Source organism: Formosa sp. S-31 (assembly GCF_051172795.1).
GTDB lineage: Bacteria > Bacteroidota > Bacteroidia > Flavobacteriales > Flavobacteriaceae > Formosa.
This window is the reverse complement of the sequence record NZ_JAENDK010000003.1, coordinates 17,361-35,917: the sequence shown is the minus strand read 5'-3', so window position 1 is coordinate 35,917 and position 18,557 is coordinate 17,361. Positions and strand designations below refer to the sequence as shown.

17 protein-coding genes and 1 tRNA gene are annotated in these 18,557 nt (G+C 35.1%); 9 read left to right on the top strand and 9 right to left on the bottom strand.

Features of this window, described 5'->3' with window-relative positions; all coding sequences use genetic code 11:
• From I3217_RS04720 to I3217_RS04705, 4 genes are all read right to left on the bottom strand, one after another.
• Positions 1–3,736 (bottom strand): hypothetical protein (locus I3217_RS04720; RefSeq protein ID WP_435048594.1); only part of this gene is annotated, 3,736 nt, incomplete at its 3' end.
• 416 nt (positions 3,737–4,152) lie between these two features.
• Entirely contained in the window at positions 4,153–4,734 is a 582-nt protein-coding gene (locus tag I3217_RS04715; protein ID WP_435048593.1) for a YceI family protein, read from the bottom strand.
• Between the two features lie 25 nt (positions 4,735–4,759).
• Entirely contained in the window at positions 4,760–6,055 is a 1,296-nt protein-coding gene (locus I3217_RS04710; protein ID WP_435048592.1) for a hypothetical protein, read from the bottom strand.
• A 36-nt stretch (positions 6,056–6,091) separates the two neighbouring features.
• Positions 6,092–6,676, bottom strand: a complete 585-nt coding sequence (locus I3217_RS04705; RefSeq protein WP_435048591.1) for a YceI family protein — start codon at positions 6,674–6,676, stop codon at positions 6,092–6,094.
• Positions 6,677–7,254: 578 nt separating this feature from the next.
• On the opposite strand from I3217_RS04705, the gene I3217_RS04700 reads away from it, so the two are divergent.
• Positions 7,255–7,776 carry a hypothetical protein gene (locus I3217_RS04700; RefSeq protein WP_435048590.1) on the top strand — a complete coding sequence of 174 codons (522 nt, stop codon included), beginning with the start codon at positions 7,255–7,257 and terminating at the stop codon, positions 7,774–7,776.
• Positions 7,777–7,850: 74 nt separating this feature from the next.
• On the opposite strand, the gene murA is transcribed toward I3217_RS04700, so the two are convergent.
• The 3 genes from murA to I3217_RS04685 form a co-directional block, all read right to left on the bottom strand.
• Complete coding sequence (gene murA, locus I3217_RS04695; protein ID WP_435048589.1) at positions 7,851–9,167, bottom strand: UDP-N-acetylglucosamine 1-carboxyvinyltransferase; 1,317 nt, start codon at positions 9,165–9,167, stop codon at positions 7,851–7,853.
• 6 nt (positions 9,168–9,173) lie between these two features.
• Complete coding sequence (locus tag I3217_RS04690; RefSeq protein WP_435048588.1) at positions 9,174–9,827, bottom strand: DUF4290 domain-containing protein; 654 nt, start codon at positions 9,825–9,827, stop codon at positions 9,174–9,176.
• 66 nt (positions 9,828–9,893) lie between these two features.
• Positions 9,894–10,187: a DUF493 family protein gene (locus I3217_RS04685; RefSeq protein WP_435048587.1), complete on the bottom strand. Its 294-nt coding sequence runs from the start codon at positions 10,185–10,187 to the stop codon at positions 9,894–9,896.
• 91 nt (positions 10,188–10,278) lie between these two features.
• Between I3217_RS04685 and I3217_RS04680 the strand changes: the two genes are divergently transcribed.
• From I3217_RS04680 to I3217_RS04660, 5 genes are all read left to right on the top strand, one after another.
• Positions 10,279–10,821: an AAA family ATPase gene (locus I3217_RS04680; RefSeq protein WP_435048586.1), complete on the top strand. Its 543-nt coding sequence runs from the start codon at positions 10,279–10,281 to the stop codon at positions 10,819–10,821.
• The gene (locus tag I3217_RS04675; protein WP_435048585.1) at positions 10,821–12,728 is read left to right on the top strand and encodes a RecQ family ATP-dependent DNA helicase; all 1,908 of its coding nucleotides are present in this window, start codon (positions 10,821–10,823) and stop codon (positions 12,726–12,728) included. Before I3217_RS04680 ends, I3217_RS04675 begins: the two co-directional genes overlap by 1 nt.
• A 31-nt stretch (positions 12,729–12,759) precedes the next feature.
• Positions 12,760–13,707 (top strand): methionyl-tRNA formyltransferase, encoded by a 948-nt coding sequence (gene fmt, locus I3217_RS04670; RefSeq protein ID WP_435048584.1) that lies wholly within the window; start codon positions 12,760–12,762, stop codon positions 13,705–13,707.
• A 191-nt stretch (positions 13,708–13,898) separates the two neighbouring features.
• Complete coding sequence (locus tag I3217_RS04665; protein WP_435048583.1) at positions 13,899–14,171, top strand: HU family DNA-binding protein; 273 nt, start codon at positions 13,899–13,901, stop codon at positions 14,169–14,171.
• Positions 14,172–14,292: 121 nt separating this feature from the next.
• Entirely contained in the window at positions 14,293–14,853 is a 561-nt protein-coding gene (locus tag I3217_RS04660) for a YqgE/AlgH family protein (protein ID WP_435048582.1), read from the top strand.
• On the opposite strand, the gene I3217_RS04655 is transcribed toward I3217_RS04660, so the two are convergent.
• Together I3217_RS04655 and I3217_RS04650 are read right to left on the bottom strand one after the other, a co-directional pair.
• The gene (locus tag I3217_RS04655) at positions 14,850–15,692 is read right to left on the bottom strand and encodes an aminotransferase class IV (protein WP_435048581.1); all 843 of its coding nucleotides are present in this window, start codon (positions 15,690–15,692) and stop codon (positions 14,850–14,852) included. The two genes, I3217_RS04660 and I3217_RS04655, sit on opposite strands and share 4 nt — an antisense overlap.
• Before the next feature lie 57 nt (positions 15,693–15,749).
• The gene (locus I3217_RS04650) at positions 15,750–16,136 is read right to left on the bottom strand and encodes an START-like domain-containing protein (protein ID WP_435048580.1); all 387 of its coding nucleotides are present in this window, start codon (positions 16,134–16,136) and stop codon (positions 15,750–15,752) included.
• A 133-nt stretch (positions 16,137–16,269) separates the two neighbouring features.
• On the opposite strand from I3217_RS04650, the gene I3217_RS04645 reads away from it, so the two are divergent.
• From I3217_RS04645 to I3217_RS04635, 3 genes are all read left to right on the top strand, one after another.
• A tRNA-Met gene (locus tag I3217_RS04645) sits at positions 16,270–16,343 on the top strand.
• Between the two features lie 54 nt (positions 16,344–16,397).
• On the top strand, positions 16,398–17,756 hold the full coding sequence (locus I3217_RS04640) for a tyrosine-type recombinase/integrase (protein WP_435048579.1): 1,359 nt from the start codon (positions 16,398–16,400) through the stop codon (positions 17,754–17,756).
• Positions 17,743–18,483: a hypothetical protein gene (locus I3217_RS04635; RefSeq protein WP_435048578.1), complete on the top strand. Its 741-nt coding sequence runs from the start codon at positions 17,743–17,745 to the stop codon at positions 18,481–18,483. The genes I3217_RS04640 and I3217_RS04635 overlap by 14 nt, the downstream gene beginning before the upstream one ends.
• Positions 18,484–18,557 lie beyond the last annotated feature (74 nt).

The window sequence follows — 18,557 nt, the reverse complement described above, 5'->3', positions numbered from 1 at the left end:
AAATGTCATCAGACTCACACGTTCCTGTTGCAGTTAAAGTATATTTTATATCTCCAGTAATATTGGCATCAGCTGTACCAGAGATGGTGTAGGTTTTTATGTTCGGATTAAAAGCAGGAGTTATATTTATTCCTGTAGGCAGACCTGATATTGACATGCCTGTAGCATTATCAACAGTGATTTCAATATTTTCAATAGGCGAATTCTCGCAAACCTCTTGGTTTAGATTATTAGTAGGGTTATTAAGAATAGCATCAGGTAATATGTTGATTGTTATCTGCTCAGAAAGGGATTGTATACAAGTTGGAGTATCTGTATACTCAACAGAAACCAGGGTGTAAGTGATGTTTTCTGTAAGGTTGGTTTCTGAAGGTAAGGTTGCAGAGCCAGTGTTATCAATGTTTACGGATAAATCTACAGCAGCTGCAGTTCCTACTGTTTTTTGATAGTTTACAGTAGTATTGGCTGTTCCTGTAATGGTTACTAAAGGAGCGTCTTGTCCAGTACAAACGTCTATATCGGGACCTCCAGCAACTGTAAAATTAGCAGTTGGATTATCTAATATATGTATTGTCATGGAATCTTCTTGAGTTCCGGGACAGTCTGGCGAAATTTTACCTGTTGCATTAATTGTAATAATAATTTCTGATCCGGCGGGTAAATCTCCAGGAATTGTAACTTCTCCTTTTAATATAGCATCTGTATTTCCAGCTCCATTTCCGTTTGGAACTTCAACGTCTGCAGCTGTTGTACTCCATTCAAAATATTTAGGGCCCGTTATTACGCCATTAATATCTCCGTCTAAAAATACAGAAGTAGTTCCTAAACAAACGTATTGATCGGGGCCTGCGTCTACATATGCAAAAGAACCGACTGATATTTCAAAATTTTCAGAAATTATTTCTCCACATGGATTTAAGGCAGTAACACGAATGTTTTTAAGACCCGCGGTTATTGAAGAAGTTGTACTTATTTCAATCTCATTAGAATTTTGTCCAGAAATTATCTGGAAACCAGAAGGAACTTCCCAATTGTAGTTTAAAACATTATCATCTTCAGGGACAGAATATTTAATTCCCGAGTCAGGAAAGCATATTGCAGTATTTCCAGAAATTACTGGAAGTGAAAGGGGGGAAAAAACATTAAAATTCTCCGTAGTTGCTATTGCCGTTGAGCTGGTAACACAAGCATCTGAAGACGTAATTGTTACAGAAACTGATTGCCCGTCTGTTAGAGGTCCCGAATATACTTGATTTGTTGAAACAACCGTGCTAGAACCACTAATGGTCCAGGCGAATTCAGGGGTGCTTCCAGGATATTCAGCTGTGCTGTTTTCATATTCGTAGTTGGCAGTAAAAGTAACATTAGCGGTATTACAAATATTAAAATCGTTTACACCGTCCTCTTCCGAAATTGAAATATTTACTTTTGGAGTTAAATTAGGATTAACAGTAACGATTATTTCATTACTTGTTGCTATAGGTATAGTAATACAGGAGTCAGGAGATTTTATTTCTACTGATATAACATCGTTATCATTTAAAGTGTTTGAAGAAAATGTGTTTGAATTTACCCCCACATTACTGCCATTTATTTTCCATTGGTAGGTAGGCTCAGATCCTGGGTTTTCTGTAGAATTGTTTAAATAACTGTAACTGGCAGTAAATTCAATTTGTTGGCCATCGCAAATAATATTATCTAGAACTCCGTCTTCTTCAGTTGATGTTGAAATGGATACTTCAGGAGTTATTTTATCCATTATGTTAACTTCAATTTCATTACTGGTAGCTGTAGTCGTAGTGACACAGGTCTCAGAACTGGTCATTTCAACAGAAACTTTTGCGCCATCGGGTAGGTCTTTTGTGGTAAATTTTGCCGGATTACTATCATTATTTGCAATGGAAATTGGGCTTCCTGTACTGTCTTTTATAATCCAGTTAAATGTTGGTGTACCTCCATTTTTTGGGGTTGCCGTAAAAGTTACACTGGTACCCTCGCAAAATGGCATACTTTGAGAAGGATTACTTATAGCAATATCTACTTCTGGTTCCAGATTATTAATTATAGTAATATTTACAGATTGCTGGTAATTTAAAGCATTACTATTACAGACACCGATAGGTATAACATTAAAAGAATAAGAACCTGGAGGGGGTAGGTTATCAGGGTCGGAAATAATAGTATAATCGGGACTAATAACGCTGGAATCTAAAATAAAATATGGAGGAAATTCAGAAGTGTCAATTCCTGTTGCTGTTCCTCCTATTGTAAATGTTATTGGGTTAATTGCTACGTTTTCACACTGCTCTTGAGTGGTTGGGTTACTGCCAGACTTTAATATTAAGGTGGCTTCTTCTAATACTTCTAGTACACCATTTGTGCTAGCTTCGGTACAATCACTATCCGTGGTAGAGACCGTATAATTAAAGATGCCTGTCTCGGTTGGAGTTCCTCCAATAGTTACAATATACGTTGAAGGGCTTGTACTTGTGTCTTCGGTTACAGAAAGAATGTCCATTCCAGAAGGCAGTCCACTTATTTCAGCATCTGTGGCTGAACCTGAAATTCGATATTGAATAAACGTATTATTTGTTACGTTTACACAAATTTGAGGGGAAGTAGTTAAGTCTGTTAGAGGGGTTAATTCTGGTAATGCTAAAACAGTAACATAAATTTCATTACTAAATTCTAACTGGTTGTCACAAGCACTGGAAGTTGTCATTTTCAATTTTACAGTACCAGATTCCGTTAAAGAGGTGAAATTATAGGATGAGTTCTGAGGTCCGGAAACAGGAACATCATTAAAATACCATTGATACGTTCGTAGAGAAGGTGTTCCTCCATTTTGAACATTTGTGATGTTAAATGATATTTCTTCACCTAGACAAATGGTATTATCAGAATCATTTGAATTAATGGCATACGATACATTTAAAATTGGATTAACGGTAAAAGTAGCGCTTTGATTACTAGTAACCGCTGGGGTACAGCTGGAAAGGTTTGAGATTAATTCCAGATACACTTTATCGCCATCTTGTATGGCTGTAGTATTTAAAGTAGCGCTATTTCCGTTTGAATTGGTTAATAGATGTGATATATCACTATTGTCGTATCGATACCAATTATAGGTAAATGAGTCTCCGGGAATTTCATTAGCCAAAGTAGCTACAAATTCAACATCTTCTCCTGTACAAATATCAAAATCAGTACCACTACTTATTATTGATACAGTTGTGGTCGGTGTGTATTCCTCGATAGTAATAGTCGCAGTACACGTCTCCATGCTCGTATTCGTGCCATCATTATCGGTAACTTCTATCTCTACAGTATTTGAACCGAGAAAATTACAGTCCAAGTTGAAGTCACTATCAGTAACTGTGAATGTTTGATTATTGTCGTTATCATTTGTTACAGTTACAGAAATAGAAGTTGTTCCATCGGAAGAGTTTATTGTAACAAGATCATTATAGGAAATGGTAACTAAGCCATTTTTATCTAGTGTTCTAGTAATAGGAATACAAGTTATAGTGAGGGCAATGGCAGACTTGTTATCCTTATTAACCAAGTATTCGGCGTTATTCTCGACTTCACTATAAAAATAATGTGTGAGTACTTTTTGTAAGGCAGTAGTAAAGTAGTAAGAAAACGAATGATAGGTGTTTACGTTTGCGTAGCTTTGGGCGCTAAATAAAAAACAGAAAACAATTAAAACTTTAAAGCGTAAAAATGTTGTCATAATGTCTATTAATTATGAATGTATAGGTTCAGTTAGGTATTACGCTATTAATCACTCCCTGAGGCAGCTGTAAAAATATCGGGTTGAATTAATACTGTCAAATATAATCGGTGAAACCCTTTTTTATAACTGTGAACTAACCAATTGACTGTGTTTAGTTTATGATTTGAGGGGGAAAATTGAATAATTGTTAGTTTTTAAGAATAAATTAAGAATAGATTTGAGGTTTTTATAAATAGGGAAAACGAATGTGTTTGTAAGATATGTCTTTCAATTGGTTGATAGTTAATATATAACGTTTAGGTGTATAAATGTTATTCTATTTTATAACAGCGTATGATACTTTCTCTTACTATATAAAAAACAAGCCCTTCTTTTAATAAAAGAAGGGCTTGTTTAAGAATTAATGTTTGTGTTTACACGGTTTCCATTTCAAGAAGAAAATGTATTGAAATAACATCTTCAATTTTAATCAGGCCAAAGGCCTTTTTAGGATTTTCTAGATTAAAGTCTCTAATGTTTAAACTTATATTTCCTGAAGCGACAAGGTGTTCTTTACTTTGTACACTCACTGGTATTTTATAAGTTTTAGCTACGCCGGCGATATTAAATTCTACCAGGGCATTGTAAACATCTGGATCAGAGTCCGATTTAATTAATTCATGTATTGTTAAGGTAATATCCGGATAAGTTTCAGCTTTAATTAAATCTCTAAAATCCCGGGTAATCATTTTTTTTCCGCAATCAAAACACTCGTTATTCAGTACTAAAGTGGCCTGAGAAAACGCTAATTTATTGTTTTGGGCTTTATAACTAGCCGGGATTTTGTTTGATAATGTTGCTGTGTTAAACTTACAGGAGAACTTATTAATGTTTGTATTACCTTTTATAGATAGTTCGCTTGTCGCTTTTATAAGCACCTGGGTGTGTTCTTGTGCTTGTGTTCCGGTAAAGGAGAAACAACAGATAACTAAGAATATAAAGCGTTTTTTAAACATGTATTAAGTTACGTTTTAGGTTTTTTTAGAAACTAATTACGGCTTCAAGCATTCCTCCGTGGAATTTACCACCTTCTAGAATATTTCCTGTTGCGTAATCATGGTGTTGTTGGTTAACATATTCAGCTTTTACTAAAATGTTTTTAGTCATAAACCAACCTGCAGAGAATTGATATCTATCGATAGTTACATCATCTCCACCTGCTAATTCTGCATCTACCATATTATAACGACCACCTACATAAAAGTTTTCATTATGTCCGAAACGGTAGATTAACTCACCTGCATATTGATTTGTGTTTCTTCTATCAGATTCAGCTAAACTTCTTCCTGAAGTCATTTCAATAGTTCCAAAGAACTCTAAACCTCTATATTTAACGAAAGGATTAATCATAACCGCAGTTATTTTATTTGAAAATCCTGGGTCAAAACGTCCTGATCTAAAATTCCCTGATGCAGAAGCACCTTCCTGTTCTAAAACGAAATAGTATCTAGATCCAGCTCTGTCTGCAGAATATAATACATTACGAGCTGTATATCCTGTGTTGTAAAGAGATCCAGTTAAACGTAATCTTAAATCGTCACTAATTTGTTTATCGTACCCCAATTTCGCTATGAATGCAGCGCCACCAGTTTTTCCATTACTAGATTTAACATCTTGATTTAATTTACCGTTAGTAAAACCAACCATACCAATAAATCCGTTTCTTTGGTAGTACACTTCAGCCCCAATCTCGGTAGTAAACGAATCCATGATTAAGTTACCAACAAATGGGTTGTAGATGGCTTGTGCGTTGTCTGTTCTTCTAAAGTGAGCATCACCATAGTTGTTTTCCATATGCCCGATTCTAATAGTAGCATATTTCATTAAATTGTCTAAAAGACCTTCGCTAATGAAGTCTAAACCATCAATTTGGAAATATCCACCTTTTACATATGGTTCCGGGTGGTGACGAGAAGATAAATAGGTTCTTAAGTGCATTCTTACACCAGGAGCTAATGCTACGTCTAAGTCTAAGTTTGCAGTGGCTAAGTTAAAGTTATAACCTATTTGCTGAAGGTTAATAACATTACCATCTGTGTCCAAAGCATTACCAGCATAAGAATGATCTAAAGCCTGAAATTGTAAAGCGAATGAACCACCAACTCTAACTTTAACACCGTCGAAAGTTGCAATTGAGTCTTTAGGATCTTCAAATACATTTACACCTCTTTGATCAGGATACCTGTAATTATCTATGTGTCTTCTGTTTTGAGCTAACATACTTACTCCAGCAAGTAAAAAAGCAGCTACGAAAAATGTGCGTAAAAATTGTCTCATTTTGAATTAGATTTAATAATAATTAATTGTCATTTGTTATTTAAAAACTGAAGTAAAGGTAATTTTAACTTCATCTCCAGTCGTTACTGTTCCGAACATGGCTGTAGGTGGGTCTATTTTAAATTCAGACATTTTGAATGATTTTTCACCAGTTAATTTAACGGTGCTGCCATTCACTGTCATTGTAAAATCAAGCGGGATGGTTTTTGTAACTCCGGCAAGGGTTAAGGCTCCTGTTGCACTAACTTTGTATGTGTTGTTTCCGGAAGCTGTTACCGATTTTGTGTCGCTTAATTTAAAAGTAATGGTTTTGTGTTTGTCTGTTTTTAATGCTTTATAGGTGTTTTTGTCCATTCCAGACTTGCCACTTTTTAAGCTTTCTGCAGCAATTTCCATAGCTAATGCTTTTATAGCAGGTGTGTCGCCTGTTTCAATGGTAATGCTACCTTTTTGTTTTTCGGCTTTTTCTTCCCAATCGTGTAAACTGGATGTGCCAAATACAGATAGTTTAGAATCTGAATTACTTAATGATAAAGTCTGAGCTGAGATGCTAAAGTTGGAAATTAAAAACGCAACGAGTAGCAAAGGCAATACTGCCTTTAATTTTTGTGGAGTTTTCATGATTTTAGTTTTTTTGAATTATTTTTTCATAAAAAGGTAGTAAAAAAATGTTAAGTTGTTGATTATTAGTCACTGTTTTACTACATCTTTATATACTCAAAGGTACAATACCGGACGAAATAAATTATATGACTTTTATCAGTAATGGGAAATTTGACCAATATTTAATATTATGTTAATATTAACAAAACCCGCGCCAATTCTAGGCTAATTACAGGTTTAGTTCTTAATTTGTGTTAATAATTTTAACATTTCTTTAACAATGAAAACGTTTGAAAATATCCACTTAATCCTTGATTCTGCTGAGTGATATGCAAAAAACAGGATGAATGACACGCTTAAATTGCGGAATGGTCAGTTTTGTAGGGTAAATTTGTCATTATTTAAGATTTTGGGTGTAGAGCTCTTGTTTTAAGAATTTTTATTAATCTACTGCGGTAGATTTGGTTTGCGAAATTTTTGTTTGAAGAGAGAAAATTTAAGCCATTGAATATGTTGACTATATTTTAAACTTTCTTTAATACTATCCCATTTTTAAAGGTTGTATTTTAAGGTGTTAAAAATCAATATTTAAAATTATGGAAAAATTAGAGCAGTATACAGAACAGGAATGGGAGAAAATAGCTGCCATGCCACAACTTATAGGAGGTATAATGGCTGGAGCGGGTAGTAGTGGATTAATAGGTACAGGAAAAGAAATGTTTGCTACGGTTGAGAGTTTTTTAGGTGGTAAAAAGGTATTTGTTAATAATCCGGTAATTCAGGCCATAGTTCCAGATACCGATGCGGCAAAGCGGAATGAAACCATGGAAGACCTAAAAGCACAACGTAGCAGGTTAATGGATAAAATTAAAGGTTATCAGGCTAAGACGCCGGAAGCCCTTGCAGCTTCTGTTTTAGAGGATTGTAGCAGCGCAGTTTCTATTTTAGAAGCTAAGGAAGATACTCAGATTGTCACCGAATATAAAAACTGGCTTTTAAGTATCGCCGAGAAAGTGGCAAATTCGGCCAAAGAAGGCGGTTTCCTTGGTTTTGGGGGAACACAGTTTAGTGAGAAGGAACAACTGCTTTTTGATAAATTAAAAGCAGCTTTAAATTAATATAAGAAGAAGAGCAATAAAAAAATCCGATGTTAAAAGCGCATCGGATTTTTTTGTTGTACTTATCTTAAATATTAATTGCTATCTACTCTGGTAATTTTAGCGCCAATAGCACGTAAACGCTCATCTATATTTTCGTAACCACGGTCTATCTGTTCAATATTATGAATGGTTGAGGTGCCTTTTGCTGATAAAGCAGCAATTAATAAAGACACTCCAGCACGAATATCTGGCGAGGTCATAGTGGTAGCCTTTAAACTCGATTTAAAATCATGACCGATAACCGTAGCTCTGTGCGGATCGCAAAGAATTATCTTAGCCCCCATATCGATTAATTTATCAACAAAGAACAAGCGACTTTCAAACATTTTTTGATGTATCAGTACGCTTCCTCTGGCTTGCGTAGCTACAACTAATACAATACTTAATAGGTCAGGGGTGAAGCCTGGCCAGGGTGCATCGGAAATAGTCAGAATTGATCCGTCTATATAATTTTGTATTTCGTAACCATCTGTATGTGCGGGAATGTGAATATCGTCACCCTGTTGTTCGACGGTAATACCTAATTTCCTAAATACATTTGGTATTACACCCAAATCGTTCCAGCTTACATTTTTTATGGTTAATTCGCTTTTTGTCATGGCAGCAAGACCAATCCAGCTACCAATTTCAATCATATCGGGTAACATGCGGTGCTCGGTACCTCCTAAAACATCAACCCCTTCTATAATTAACATGTTAGAGCCAATACCACTGATTTTGGCTCCCATACGGTTTAACATTTTGCATAATTGCTGCAGGTAAGGTTCGCAGGCAGCGTTATAGATTGTGGTTTTACCCTCTGCTAAAACAGCAGCCATTACAATATTAGCTGTACCGGTAACCGATGCTTCGTCTAAAAGCATGTAAGTACCTTTTAATTTATCGGCTTCCACACCGTAAAAGTGATCTTCGCGATTATATCTGAATTTAGCACCCAGATTTATAAAACCTTCAAAGTGGGTGTCCAGTCGTCGGCGACCAATTTTATCACCACCAGGTTTTGGAATATAGCCTTTACCAAAACGGGCTAATAACGGACCTACAATCATAATGGACCCTCTTAAGCCTTTTCCATCTTCTTTAAATTCAGCAGATTCTAAATAATTTAAATTAACCTCGTCGGCTTTAAAAGTGTAGGTGCCGGGAGCTGTTTTATTAATTTTTACGCCTAGTTTTCCTAATAAGGTAATTAGTTTATTGACGTCGATAATATCTGGAATGTTACTTATTGTAATCTCTTCGGCAGTTAATAATACTGCACATAAAATTTGTAAGGCTTCATTTTTGGCGCCTTGGGGTTGGATACTACCTTGTAATTGGTGTTGTCCTTCTATAATAAATGTAGCCATGAGAAATTAGTAGCGTTTTCTGTTACGGTTAGAATTGGAGTTTGAGTTTTTCTTGTAAGATTTCTTGTTAGTTGAAGAAAACTTCTTTTTGTTACGCATTAAACTAGTGGCATCCGAAAGGTCTTCGTCCGTATTCTTTAAATTTATTTTACCGTCTGATAATTCGTAAAGATGATCAAAAATGACATTGTCATCTACAGTGTCTTTGTTCCAATTCAAAAAGCATTTTTTCATGTGGTTTGCAATGGTATAGATAAGCGCTTCTTTTAAGTCGCCTTCTTCCCAGGTGTTTGCCACATCAATCATGGTTTTAATATTGTTTCCGTAGAAACGATATTTAGGAAAGTTTTGAGGGTATGGTAGGGGGTCGGGACGTTTTTCTAACAGTTCTTTAGACGGTTTGCCATAAGGCGATTCCACATCTAAATCAAATTCTGCAATAATAAACAGCTGATCCCATAGTTTATGCTGAAAATCGGGAACATCGCGTAAATGCGGCTGTAAATTCCCCATAACGGAAATAATGGCATGGGCTATCTTATTTCGTTCTTCTTTATCTTCAATAGTTTTTAGGTGATTAACCATTTTTTGAAGGTGTCTTCCGTATTCTGGTATAATCAAATGCTCACGCTCGGTGTTGTATTCTATGTTGTCTATCAAAATATATTTGTGTAGCGTTAAAGTAATGCACGAAGTAATTATGCTTTCGCAAAGTACAAAAAAATATTAAAGGCTGATAACACCTTCTACATTTTCTGTAACTTCTTTATATTTAGCGATAACGGCCTCAGGATCCTTCATTTTTACATTAATGGAAACACTGGTGTATTTTCCGTTTTTAGATGGTATGGTATTAATTACCGCGCCAAGATTGTCGAATTTGGTTTCAATTTCGGCAATTTTATTAGGGTCGGTTAATACAATAAACTTGTAAAGGTATTCTGCCGGCCATTTTGTAGTGTCGTATAATTGTCCTTTTAATTTATCGTAGAATTCCTCTGAATTTTTAGCTGTGCTCATAATAGTGTTTTTGAGATGCAAAGATAGTATTTCGTTTGCATTTTTTATTTCTGATTTAAATTACGAATTTTACAGCCAAAACCTTGCCAAATTGAGTACTAAGAAAATTGTTATTACCGGAGGCCCCGGAACAGGAAAGTCGTCTATTATAAATGCGCTTACAGCGAAGGGCTATACCTGTTTAGAAGAAATATCAAGACAGGTCACTCTGGATGCTCGCGAAGAAGGTATAGAACAGTTGTTTCTTACTAAACCCTTGTTGTTTAGTGAACGTTTATTGGAAGGGAGAAAAAAGCAGTATTTCGAGGCTGACACTTTAAAACAGAACTGGGTATTTTTAGATCGCGGACTGCCGGACGTTTTGGCATATATGGATTACAGCGGAGATGATTACCCCAGACAGTTTAGAACAGATTGCGAAAGCATGCCTTACGATACTGTATTTATTTTAAAGCCCTGGAAAGCTATATACCAGAGTGATGCTGTGAGATACGAAAATTTCGATCAGGCTTTACAAATTCACAATGCCCTGGTAAAGACTTACGAAACGTTTAATTACAACTTGTTAGATGTCCCTTTCGATACCATAGATAATCGAGCCGAATATATATTAAAGGTTATACAAGCGATGTAATGCAACATCCGGTAAACATATTAGAGCGGTACTGGGGATTTACAGAATTCCGGCCGTTTCAGGAAGAAGCCATTCAAGCAGCTATTGAAGGGGAGGATGTTTTTGTGCTAATGCCAACAGGTGGAGGAAAATCTTTATGTTTTCAAATTCCGGCATTGGCTAAAGAGGGGCTTTGTATTGTTATTTCGCCTTTGGTAGCTTTAATGAAAAATCAGGTACAGGTTTTACAGGATAAAGGTATTAAGGCTATGGCCTTAACCAGTGGATTATCCTATAGCCAGTTAGATACTATGCTGGATAATTGCGTGTACGGTAATTATAAATTCCTGTATATTTCACCTGAGCGCCTGCAGCAGGAAATCGTTCAGGCGCGCATTAAGCAAATGAATGTGAATTTAATTGCAGTTGACGAAGCACACTGTATATCGCAATGGGGTAATGATTTTAGACCGGCGTATAAAAATATTACTTTATTAAGAGAGCTTCAGCCCATGGTAAACTGCATGGCATTAACGGCGTCGGCAACGCCTTTAGTGGTAGAAGATATTATAAAGGAACTGGATTTTATTCAGCCCAAACTCTTTAAACAATCTTTTTTCAGGCCGAATCTGGCTTATATGGTTTTTCACGAAGAAGATAAACACTATCGTATAGAAACCATATTAAAAAAATATAAAGCCTCTTCCATAATTTATGTGAGAAGCCGCAAACTAACTCTGGAACTTGCTGAATTTTTAAAAACTAAAGGTGTTTCAGCTGCAGCTTTTCACGGTGGATTAAATAATGCAGAAAAAGAAGAGCGTCTGGACGACTGGCTGAATAATAAAACTCAGGTCATGGTTGCTACCAATGCTTTTGGAATGGGTATCGATAAGCCAGATGTTAAAACGGTTATTCATTTAAATCTGCCGGAAAGTTTGGAAAGCTACTTTCAGGAAGCCGGGAGAGCTGGAAGAAACGGAGACAAGGCTTTTGCCGTTATTTTAAAAAATAACAGTGATGCTGTTTTGGTGAAAAATCAGTTTTTAGATGTTTTACCTGGCATCGATTTTATTAAGCAGGTATACCGGAAACTGTGTAATTACTGCCAGATTTCCTTTGGGGAAGGCGAGTTGTCCACGCACGATTTCAGTTTTAATAGTTTTTGTAAAACGTATAATTTTAATAGTGCATTAACTTTTAATGCGCTTCAGGTTTTAGATAGGACCAGTGTAATTGCTTTAAGCAAGCAGTTTAATAATAGAACGCTAGTTCAGTTTACCGTAAGTAATGCAGTACTGTTTCATTATCTGGATACGCATACCGAGTTGCAGCTTGTAGTAAAATCGCTTTTAAGAACTTATGGTGGTATTTTCGATCATTTAACTAAAATAAACACGGCATTAATAGCAGATAAAGCGTCGCTAAGCGAAAGTGTTTTAATGCGGGCTCTGGAGGCTTTAGAGCGCGACAGTATTATAACTTTACAACAAAGTAAGACCGATGCACAGGTCACTTTTATTCAACCCAGAGAAGATAATAATACGATTAACAGAATAGCCAATATTATTGAACAACAAAATAAACTAAAACAAAAGCAGGTACAAAGCGTGCTGGATTATGTAGAGAACGACACTGTATGTAAAACCGTTCAGTTGTTGCACTATTTTGGAGAAAAAGACGTGAAATCCTGTGGGATATGTTCGGTTTGTGTAGGTGTTAAATCGAAGCAAAAAGCACCAACAGATTTTACAGCCATTAGAAAGCAAATTGTAAAGGCTTTAGAACATGGTGATTTGTCATCCAGAGAACTGGCCTCAAAACTAAACTGTACAGAACAAGATGTTCTGGCAGTAGTAAAACTATTACTGGAACACCATATTATTTCCATAACCAAATCAAATACTTATAAACTCTTTCATACTTAATACAGAAGGCGTTTTAAAACGATAAAAAATAATGAAAGCATTGAACATTGTATTTATGGGTACGCCAGATTTTGCCGTAGCCACATTAAAAACTTTAGTCGAGCATGATTATAACATTGTAGGCGTTATTACAGCACCCGACAGACCTGCCGGGCGTGGGAGGAAGCTGAATGAAAGTGCCGTAAAACAATATGCCGTATCGAAAAATTTAAAAGTGTTACAGCCTACAAATTTAAAGGATGAAGCATTTTTAGAAGAACTCAAATCATTACATGCAAATCTTAATATTGTAGTAGCTTTTAGAATGTTGCCCAAAGTAGTTTGGAATATGCCTGAGTTAGGAACTTTTAATTTACATGCCTCTTTATTGCCTAATTACAGGGGGGCAGCTCCGATAAACTGGGCTATAATAAATGGTGAGACGAAAACCGGAGTGTCTACATTTTTTATAGATGATAAAATAGATACCGGAGAAATGATTTTACAAAAGGAAGTTGATATAGATCCGAATGAAAATGTAGGGCACTTACACGATAAACTAATGCTTTTAGGGAGTAATCTGGTTTTGGAAACTGTAAAATTAATTGCCGAAGGTAATGTGGTTACTACACCGCAGGAAGATACTGCCGATTTAAAAACGGCCTATAAATTAAATAAGGATAATTGTAAAATAGACTGGACGCAGTCTATCGATACTATATATAATAAAATTCGCGGATTAAGTCCGTATCCTGCTGCCTGGTGTATATTAAAAAACGGCGATGAAGATTTAGATGTCAAATTATACGAGGTAACTAAAGATGAGCAAACTCATAATCTGGAACTGGGAAGTATTGTTTGTAATAAAAAGGAAATAAAAGTTGCGGTAAACGGAGGGTATATCAATATAGAATTTATGAAATTACCAGGAAAACGAAATATGAGTGCTCAAGATCTGTTGAACGGTTACGAATTTAAATCGGGGGCAAAACTGCTGTAAACCCTTATTATTCCTCATTTTAGGAAATAATCGACGAAATACATCCTCTTTATTAACAAATGTGCGAAGTTATCAACAAATCGGTGTATTTCCCTTGGTATTACTTGCATGGTTGGGTAATCCGTATAAATTTGTAAAGGATTTAACGAAATAGTTTAACCAACGATTTATTAATAATTAAATTTAAAATTATGAACAAAACAGAATTAATCGATGCAATGGCAGAACACGCAGGAATCTCTAAAGCAGCTGCTAAAAAAGCTTTAGAATGTGCTTTAACTGAAATAGGAGGAGCATTAAAAGACGGGAAAAGAGTTTCTCTAGTAGGATTTGGATCTTTCTCTGTGTCTGAGAGAGCTGCAAGAGAAGGACGTAACCCTCAAACAGGTAAAACCATTCAAATTGCTGCTAAAAACGTAGTAAAATTCAAAGCTGGATCAGAATTATCAGAAGCTGTAAACTAATTAGTTTCTTTATTATATTTTAAAAGCCTTCAACTTCTTGAAGGCTTTTTTTATTATTCTGTCATCAAATATTGGAATTTAACAAAAATAATATTAGATTTAAGTATAAATTCCTATGAGTATGATTACAATTAAACCAAAAAAGGGAAATTTGTTAATCGCAGAACCATCAATAATAGGTGATGTATCTTTTAATAGATCGATTGTTCTTTTAGCAGATTATTCTGATGAGGGCTCTATTGGATTTATTTTGAATAAGCCATTAGATTATACGATCAAAGATCTTATTCCCGAACTTAATGTCAACTTTAAAGTATATAATGGAGGACCCGTAGAACAGGACAATTTGTATTTTATTCATAAAGTGCCTGAACTTATCCCTGACAGTATAGAAATTTCCTTAGGCATTTATTGGGGGGGAGATTTTAATGTCGTAGCCGACCTTATTGCCAACAACCAGATAGAGGAAAAGGACATACGTTTCTTTTTAGGATATTCCGGGTGGGATACCAAGCAGTTAGACGAAGAATTGCGCATAAATTCCTGGGTTGTTACAGAAAATGTGTACCAGAAAGCTATAATTGAAAAAGATTATGAAAGCTTCTGGAAAGAAAAAATGTTAGAATTCGGAGGCGAATACAGCATCTGGTCTAACGCTCCCGAAAACCCCAGCTACAATTAACTTAACCTTATTTTTACATTTAGTTTTTGCAAGAGTGCCTTAGAAACCTCATTTGCAAAACTCTTTTTCCTGTACTTACTTATTGGTTGAATACCAACTATTGTATTTGTTATAAATAATTCATCGGCTTTTTGCAGTTCAAAAGGAGAAATCGATGCTTCTTCTAATGTGTATTCCGGAAGGTCTTTAATAAGCTCCAGAAGCTGTAATCGCAGTACACCTTTTAAACAGCCATCAGTCAGTGGTGCTGTTTTTATTGTTGTTCCTTTTACAAGAAATAAGTTTCCATTAAGGGCTTCTATAACATGTTTATCGGTGTTTAGTATCAGACAGTTTTGAAGCTGATTTTCTTTGGCATAAATACTACCTACAACATGAAGGGCTTTGTTATTGGTTTTTAAAGTAGAAAGTAAACCCGGAGCAGCGTAATAATCTTTAAACAAATCGACTTCGTATGTATCTTCAGAAATAGTATAAAAATCGTTGTCAAGTTTTTTTGATGAAATCAGATAGCTTACATCGTTGGTTTCCGGTAAATATAATCCGCCTTCGTTTCGGAATACCGTTAATTTTATACGGGCAGAAGCGTCTTTTAAGTTATTTGCTTCCAGAGTGTTTTTTATTTGTTCTTCAAGAAATTCCATGGTAAAATACATTGGGATTTCCATACGTAATATTCGCATAGAGGCCATAAGTCTGAAGTAGTGGTCTTCCCAGAACAGTATTTTTCCGTAAGAGGTTTTTATGGTTTCAAACAAAGCGTCTCCATAAGCAAAACCTCTGTTGTTTGAAGATAATAGTGTGTTGTTGTCTTGAATTGTTCCGTTAAAATTAATCATAAAAAAAGCCCGAAATAAAGTTTCGGGCAAATATACTGTAATTTCAAGAATTATGAATTATGCAGAGCCTAAGACATGTTTTAAATCGGAAATTTGATTTTCCCAAAGCATTTTGGTTTCATTTAATTCGTCTTCTTCAGAGAAGTCCACGATAATTAAAGACACATCTTTAGTAATCTCATCAACCTGAATTCGCAGTTCAAAATAATACGGTTCGTCTTCGTCGTGCAACCATTTAAATTTTACGCGTTCTCCACTTTTTTTGCTGACCAATTTGGCTTGTTCTTCGGCTCCGTCCCAGATAAACTTATAAAGTTCACCACGAGAGTTCACATTATCGGCAAACCATTCGGACAATCCTGAAGGTGTAGAAATATATTGATAGAGTAGAGACGGCGAAGCGTGTATTGGGAATTCAAGTTCAAATTTAATTTTATCTTCCATGTGTTCTTTCAAAAAATTATGTGCTCAATATAATATAAATTGCATAAGATTTATGCGAAATGAACAAAAAAAATATTTTTGAAAATTTTGTTTGCACAGATTAGAATAGTTGTTATATTTGCACTCGCAAAATGGCGAGGTAGCTCAGTTGGTTAGAGCGTTGGATTCATAACCCAGAGGTCCCGAGTTCAAATCTCGGTCTCGCTACAATTTTTAAACATGTGAAAATAAACGGTTTAGCCTATGCTAAACCGTTTTTTTATGCTCACAATTCAGCGATTTATTACATTTGCATACGAAAGTGAATACGAAACTGCATACGATTTGCCGAAGAAAAAGAATTTTTCCACCCCAAAAATTTACACAGCAAAAGGAGATTTAAGTAAGCGTTGGTACGTTTATTTTTCTTATCGTCATCCAGAAACAGGAATGTTAAAACGAGTAACACCGTTTTACGGAGAAGCCAATACTTATAAAACCAAAGAACAACGATTAGAAATTTTAACGGTTTACCGAAAAGTTTTAATCAAATTATTGAAACAAGGCTATAATCCTTTTGAAGACAATACCGAACTCTACAACAAATTAAATTCGGAAAACGAGCCCTTAGACGTAAAAGAAGAAGCTTTAAAAACAGAAGAAAAGACGATTATTGTTGAAGAACCAAAAAGAGAGGAAGTTGAAGTTGTTCCAACTGAGTCTAAGCAAACGTTAAGATCAGCTTTTGATTTTTCGCTAAACCTTAAAGAGAAATTAGTTAGTAAAACAACTTTGCGAGGGTATAAGGGGAGAGTTGAGTTTTTCCTTAATTGGTTAGCTGAGGTGCATCCTGAAGTAAAAACTATCGATCAACTAACTAAAAAACTATTTTCAGCATTTTTAAATGATGTCTTGGTAAAAACCAGTCCGAGAAATAGAAACAATTATAGAACGGATTTGAGTAGTATCGTTCAGGTATTGGAGGATAATGAAATAATAGCAGATAATTTTATTAAAAAGATACCCGTATTAAAAACCACACCAGAGCGTAATAAAACTTATTCCCAGGAAACACAGGAGGCTATTTTTGAGTATTTGGAAAAAACGGATCCTGTACTCTTATTGTATATCAAGTTCATTTCTTATAATTTTTTAAGGCCCATAGAAGTTTGTAGACTTCAGGTAAAAGATATTGATGTAAATACACGAACGATTCGTTTTAAGGCTAAAAACAGCCCATTAAAGACTAAAATAATCCCTGAGTTATTATGGAATGATTTACCGGATTTAACAAAGCTTAAAGCTGATGATTTTCTGTTTACACCCGATGCTATAGGAGGGGAGTGGGATACGGCTTTAAATAATAAACGCGACTACTTTTCAAAACGTTTTAAGCGCATTGTAAAGGATCATTTTAATCTAGGAACAGATTATGGTCTGTATAGTTTTAGACACACCTATATCACAAAACTCTATCGAGCCTTAGTAAAAGAATCGTCACCTTTTGAAGCAAAAAGTAGACTGATGCTAATAACAGGACATTCCTCGATGTCTGCTTTAGAGAAATATTTAAGAGATATTGATGCCGAGTTACCAGAAGATTATTCCGCCATGCTAAAATCTACCCATGAGTACAAGTAATACCTTACAGGATTTCTATAATAGTTTATTAAGTAATCTATATATAGAGTTGCTATTTTTTGTTTCTGATGCAGAACACACGCGACTTATAATTGATAAAATAGAGGCTTTTAAAGACATGAACTTTTATAAAGAGGCCTATATTATAGACTATTTTAAAGGACCTGTCCCATATAATAGGGCGGAAACTAATTTTGTTTTACAAAAGCCCATAAAATTAGAAGAGAATATCTTTAAGCTTTTAAGAGCAAAGCATGAGGTGTCAGAATTTGAGTTTAATTATATCCTGGATAAATATTTTGAACAGGTGGATTGTGTATGCTACATCTGCCACTGGTTATTGGAAAACCTGCATATCATACAGAATGACCAGTCAGAAATGCAAAACCTGTTTAATCTACAGCATGTGTATTATAAAAAGCACTTCGAGACACTTATTAAACAATTTTACAAAGATGAATCGGTAATTCCCTATAGTAATTACAATAAATCAAAACAGTTAGAAGCGAGTATTTTTGATTTTATAAAAGGAGAATCTAAAGGAAATACAGCACCTAAATTTCCTGCTTTGTTAGGTCAGGATGTATCTGAAACCAATGTCGCTAAACCAAATGTTTTAGCCACTACAAGTGAAAAGGGACCTAAAAAGCGGTCAAAAAAAGAGCCACTAATCACTGAAAAAGTAGCTGAAAAGGAACTTTTACGATCAATATTTAATATTGGCTAGACATTGGAAAAATAGAATTATACGTCAATTAAACGTTTAATTTACGCTTAAATATGAAAAAACACGAGATTTGC

Excerpts from the sequence above, each read along its gene's own strand:
- I3217_RS04700 (WP_435048590.1), top strand. The coding sequence starts at position 7,255 with ATGGAAAAATTAGAGCAGTATACAGAACAGGAATGGGAGAAAATAGCT.
- I3217_RS04710 (WP_435048592.1), bottom strand. The coding sequence starts at position 6,055 with ATGAGACAATTTTTACGCACATTTTTCGTAGCTGCTTTTTTACTTGCT.
- I3217_RS04640 (WP_435048579.1), top strand. The coding sequence starts at position 16,398 with ATGCTCACAATTCAGCGATTTATTACATTTGCATACGAAAGTGAATAC.
- I3217_RS04655 (WP_435048581.1), bottom strand. The coding sequence starts at position 15,692 with ATGATTAATTTTAACGGAACAATTCAAGACAACAACACACTATTATCT.
- fmt (WP_435048584.1), top strand. The coding sequence starts at position 12,760 with ATGAAAGCATTGAACATTGTATTTATGGGTACGCCAGATTTTGCCGTA.
- I3217_RS04665 (WP_435048583.1), top strand. The coding sequence starts at position 13,899 with ATGAACAAAACAGAATTAATCGATGCAATGGCAGAACACGCAGGAATC.
- I3217_RS04685 (WP_435048587.1), bottom strand. The coding sequence starts at position 10,187 with ATGAGCACAGCTAAAAATTCAGAGGAATTCTACGATAAATTAAAAGGA.
- I3217_RS04650 (WP_435048580.1), bottom strand. The coding sequence starts at position 16,136 with ATGGAAGATAAAATTAAATTTGAACTTGAATTCCCAATACACGCTTCG.
- I3217_RS04705 (WP_435048591.1), bottom strand. The coding sequence starts at position 6,676 with ATGAAAACTCCACAAAAATTAAAGGCAGTATTGCCTTTGCTACTCGTT.
- I3217_RS04675 (WP_435048585.1), top strand. The coding sequence starts at position 10,821 with ATGCAACATCCGGTAAACATATTAGAGCGGTACTGGGGATTTACAGAA.
- murA (WP_435048589.1), bottom strand. The coding sequence starts at position 9,167 with ATGGCTACATTTATTATAGAAGGACAACACCAATTACAAGGTAGTATC.
- I3217_RS04660 (WP_435048582.1), top strand. The coding sequence starts at position 14,293 with ATGATTACAATTAAACCAAAAAAGGGAAATTTGTTAATCGCAGAACCA.
- I3217_RS04715 (WP_435048593.1), bottom strand. The coding sequence starts at position 4,734 with ATGTTTAAAAAACGCTTTATATTCTTAGTTATCTGTTGTTTCTCCTTT.
- I3217_RS04635 (WP_435048578.1), top strand. The coding sequence starts at position 17,743 with ATGAGTACAAGTAATACCTTACAGGATTTCTATAATAGTTTATTAAGT.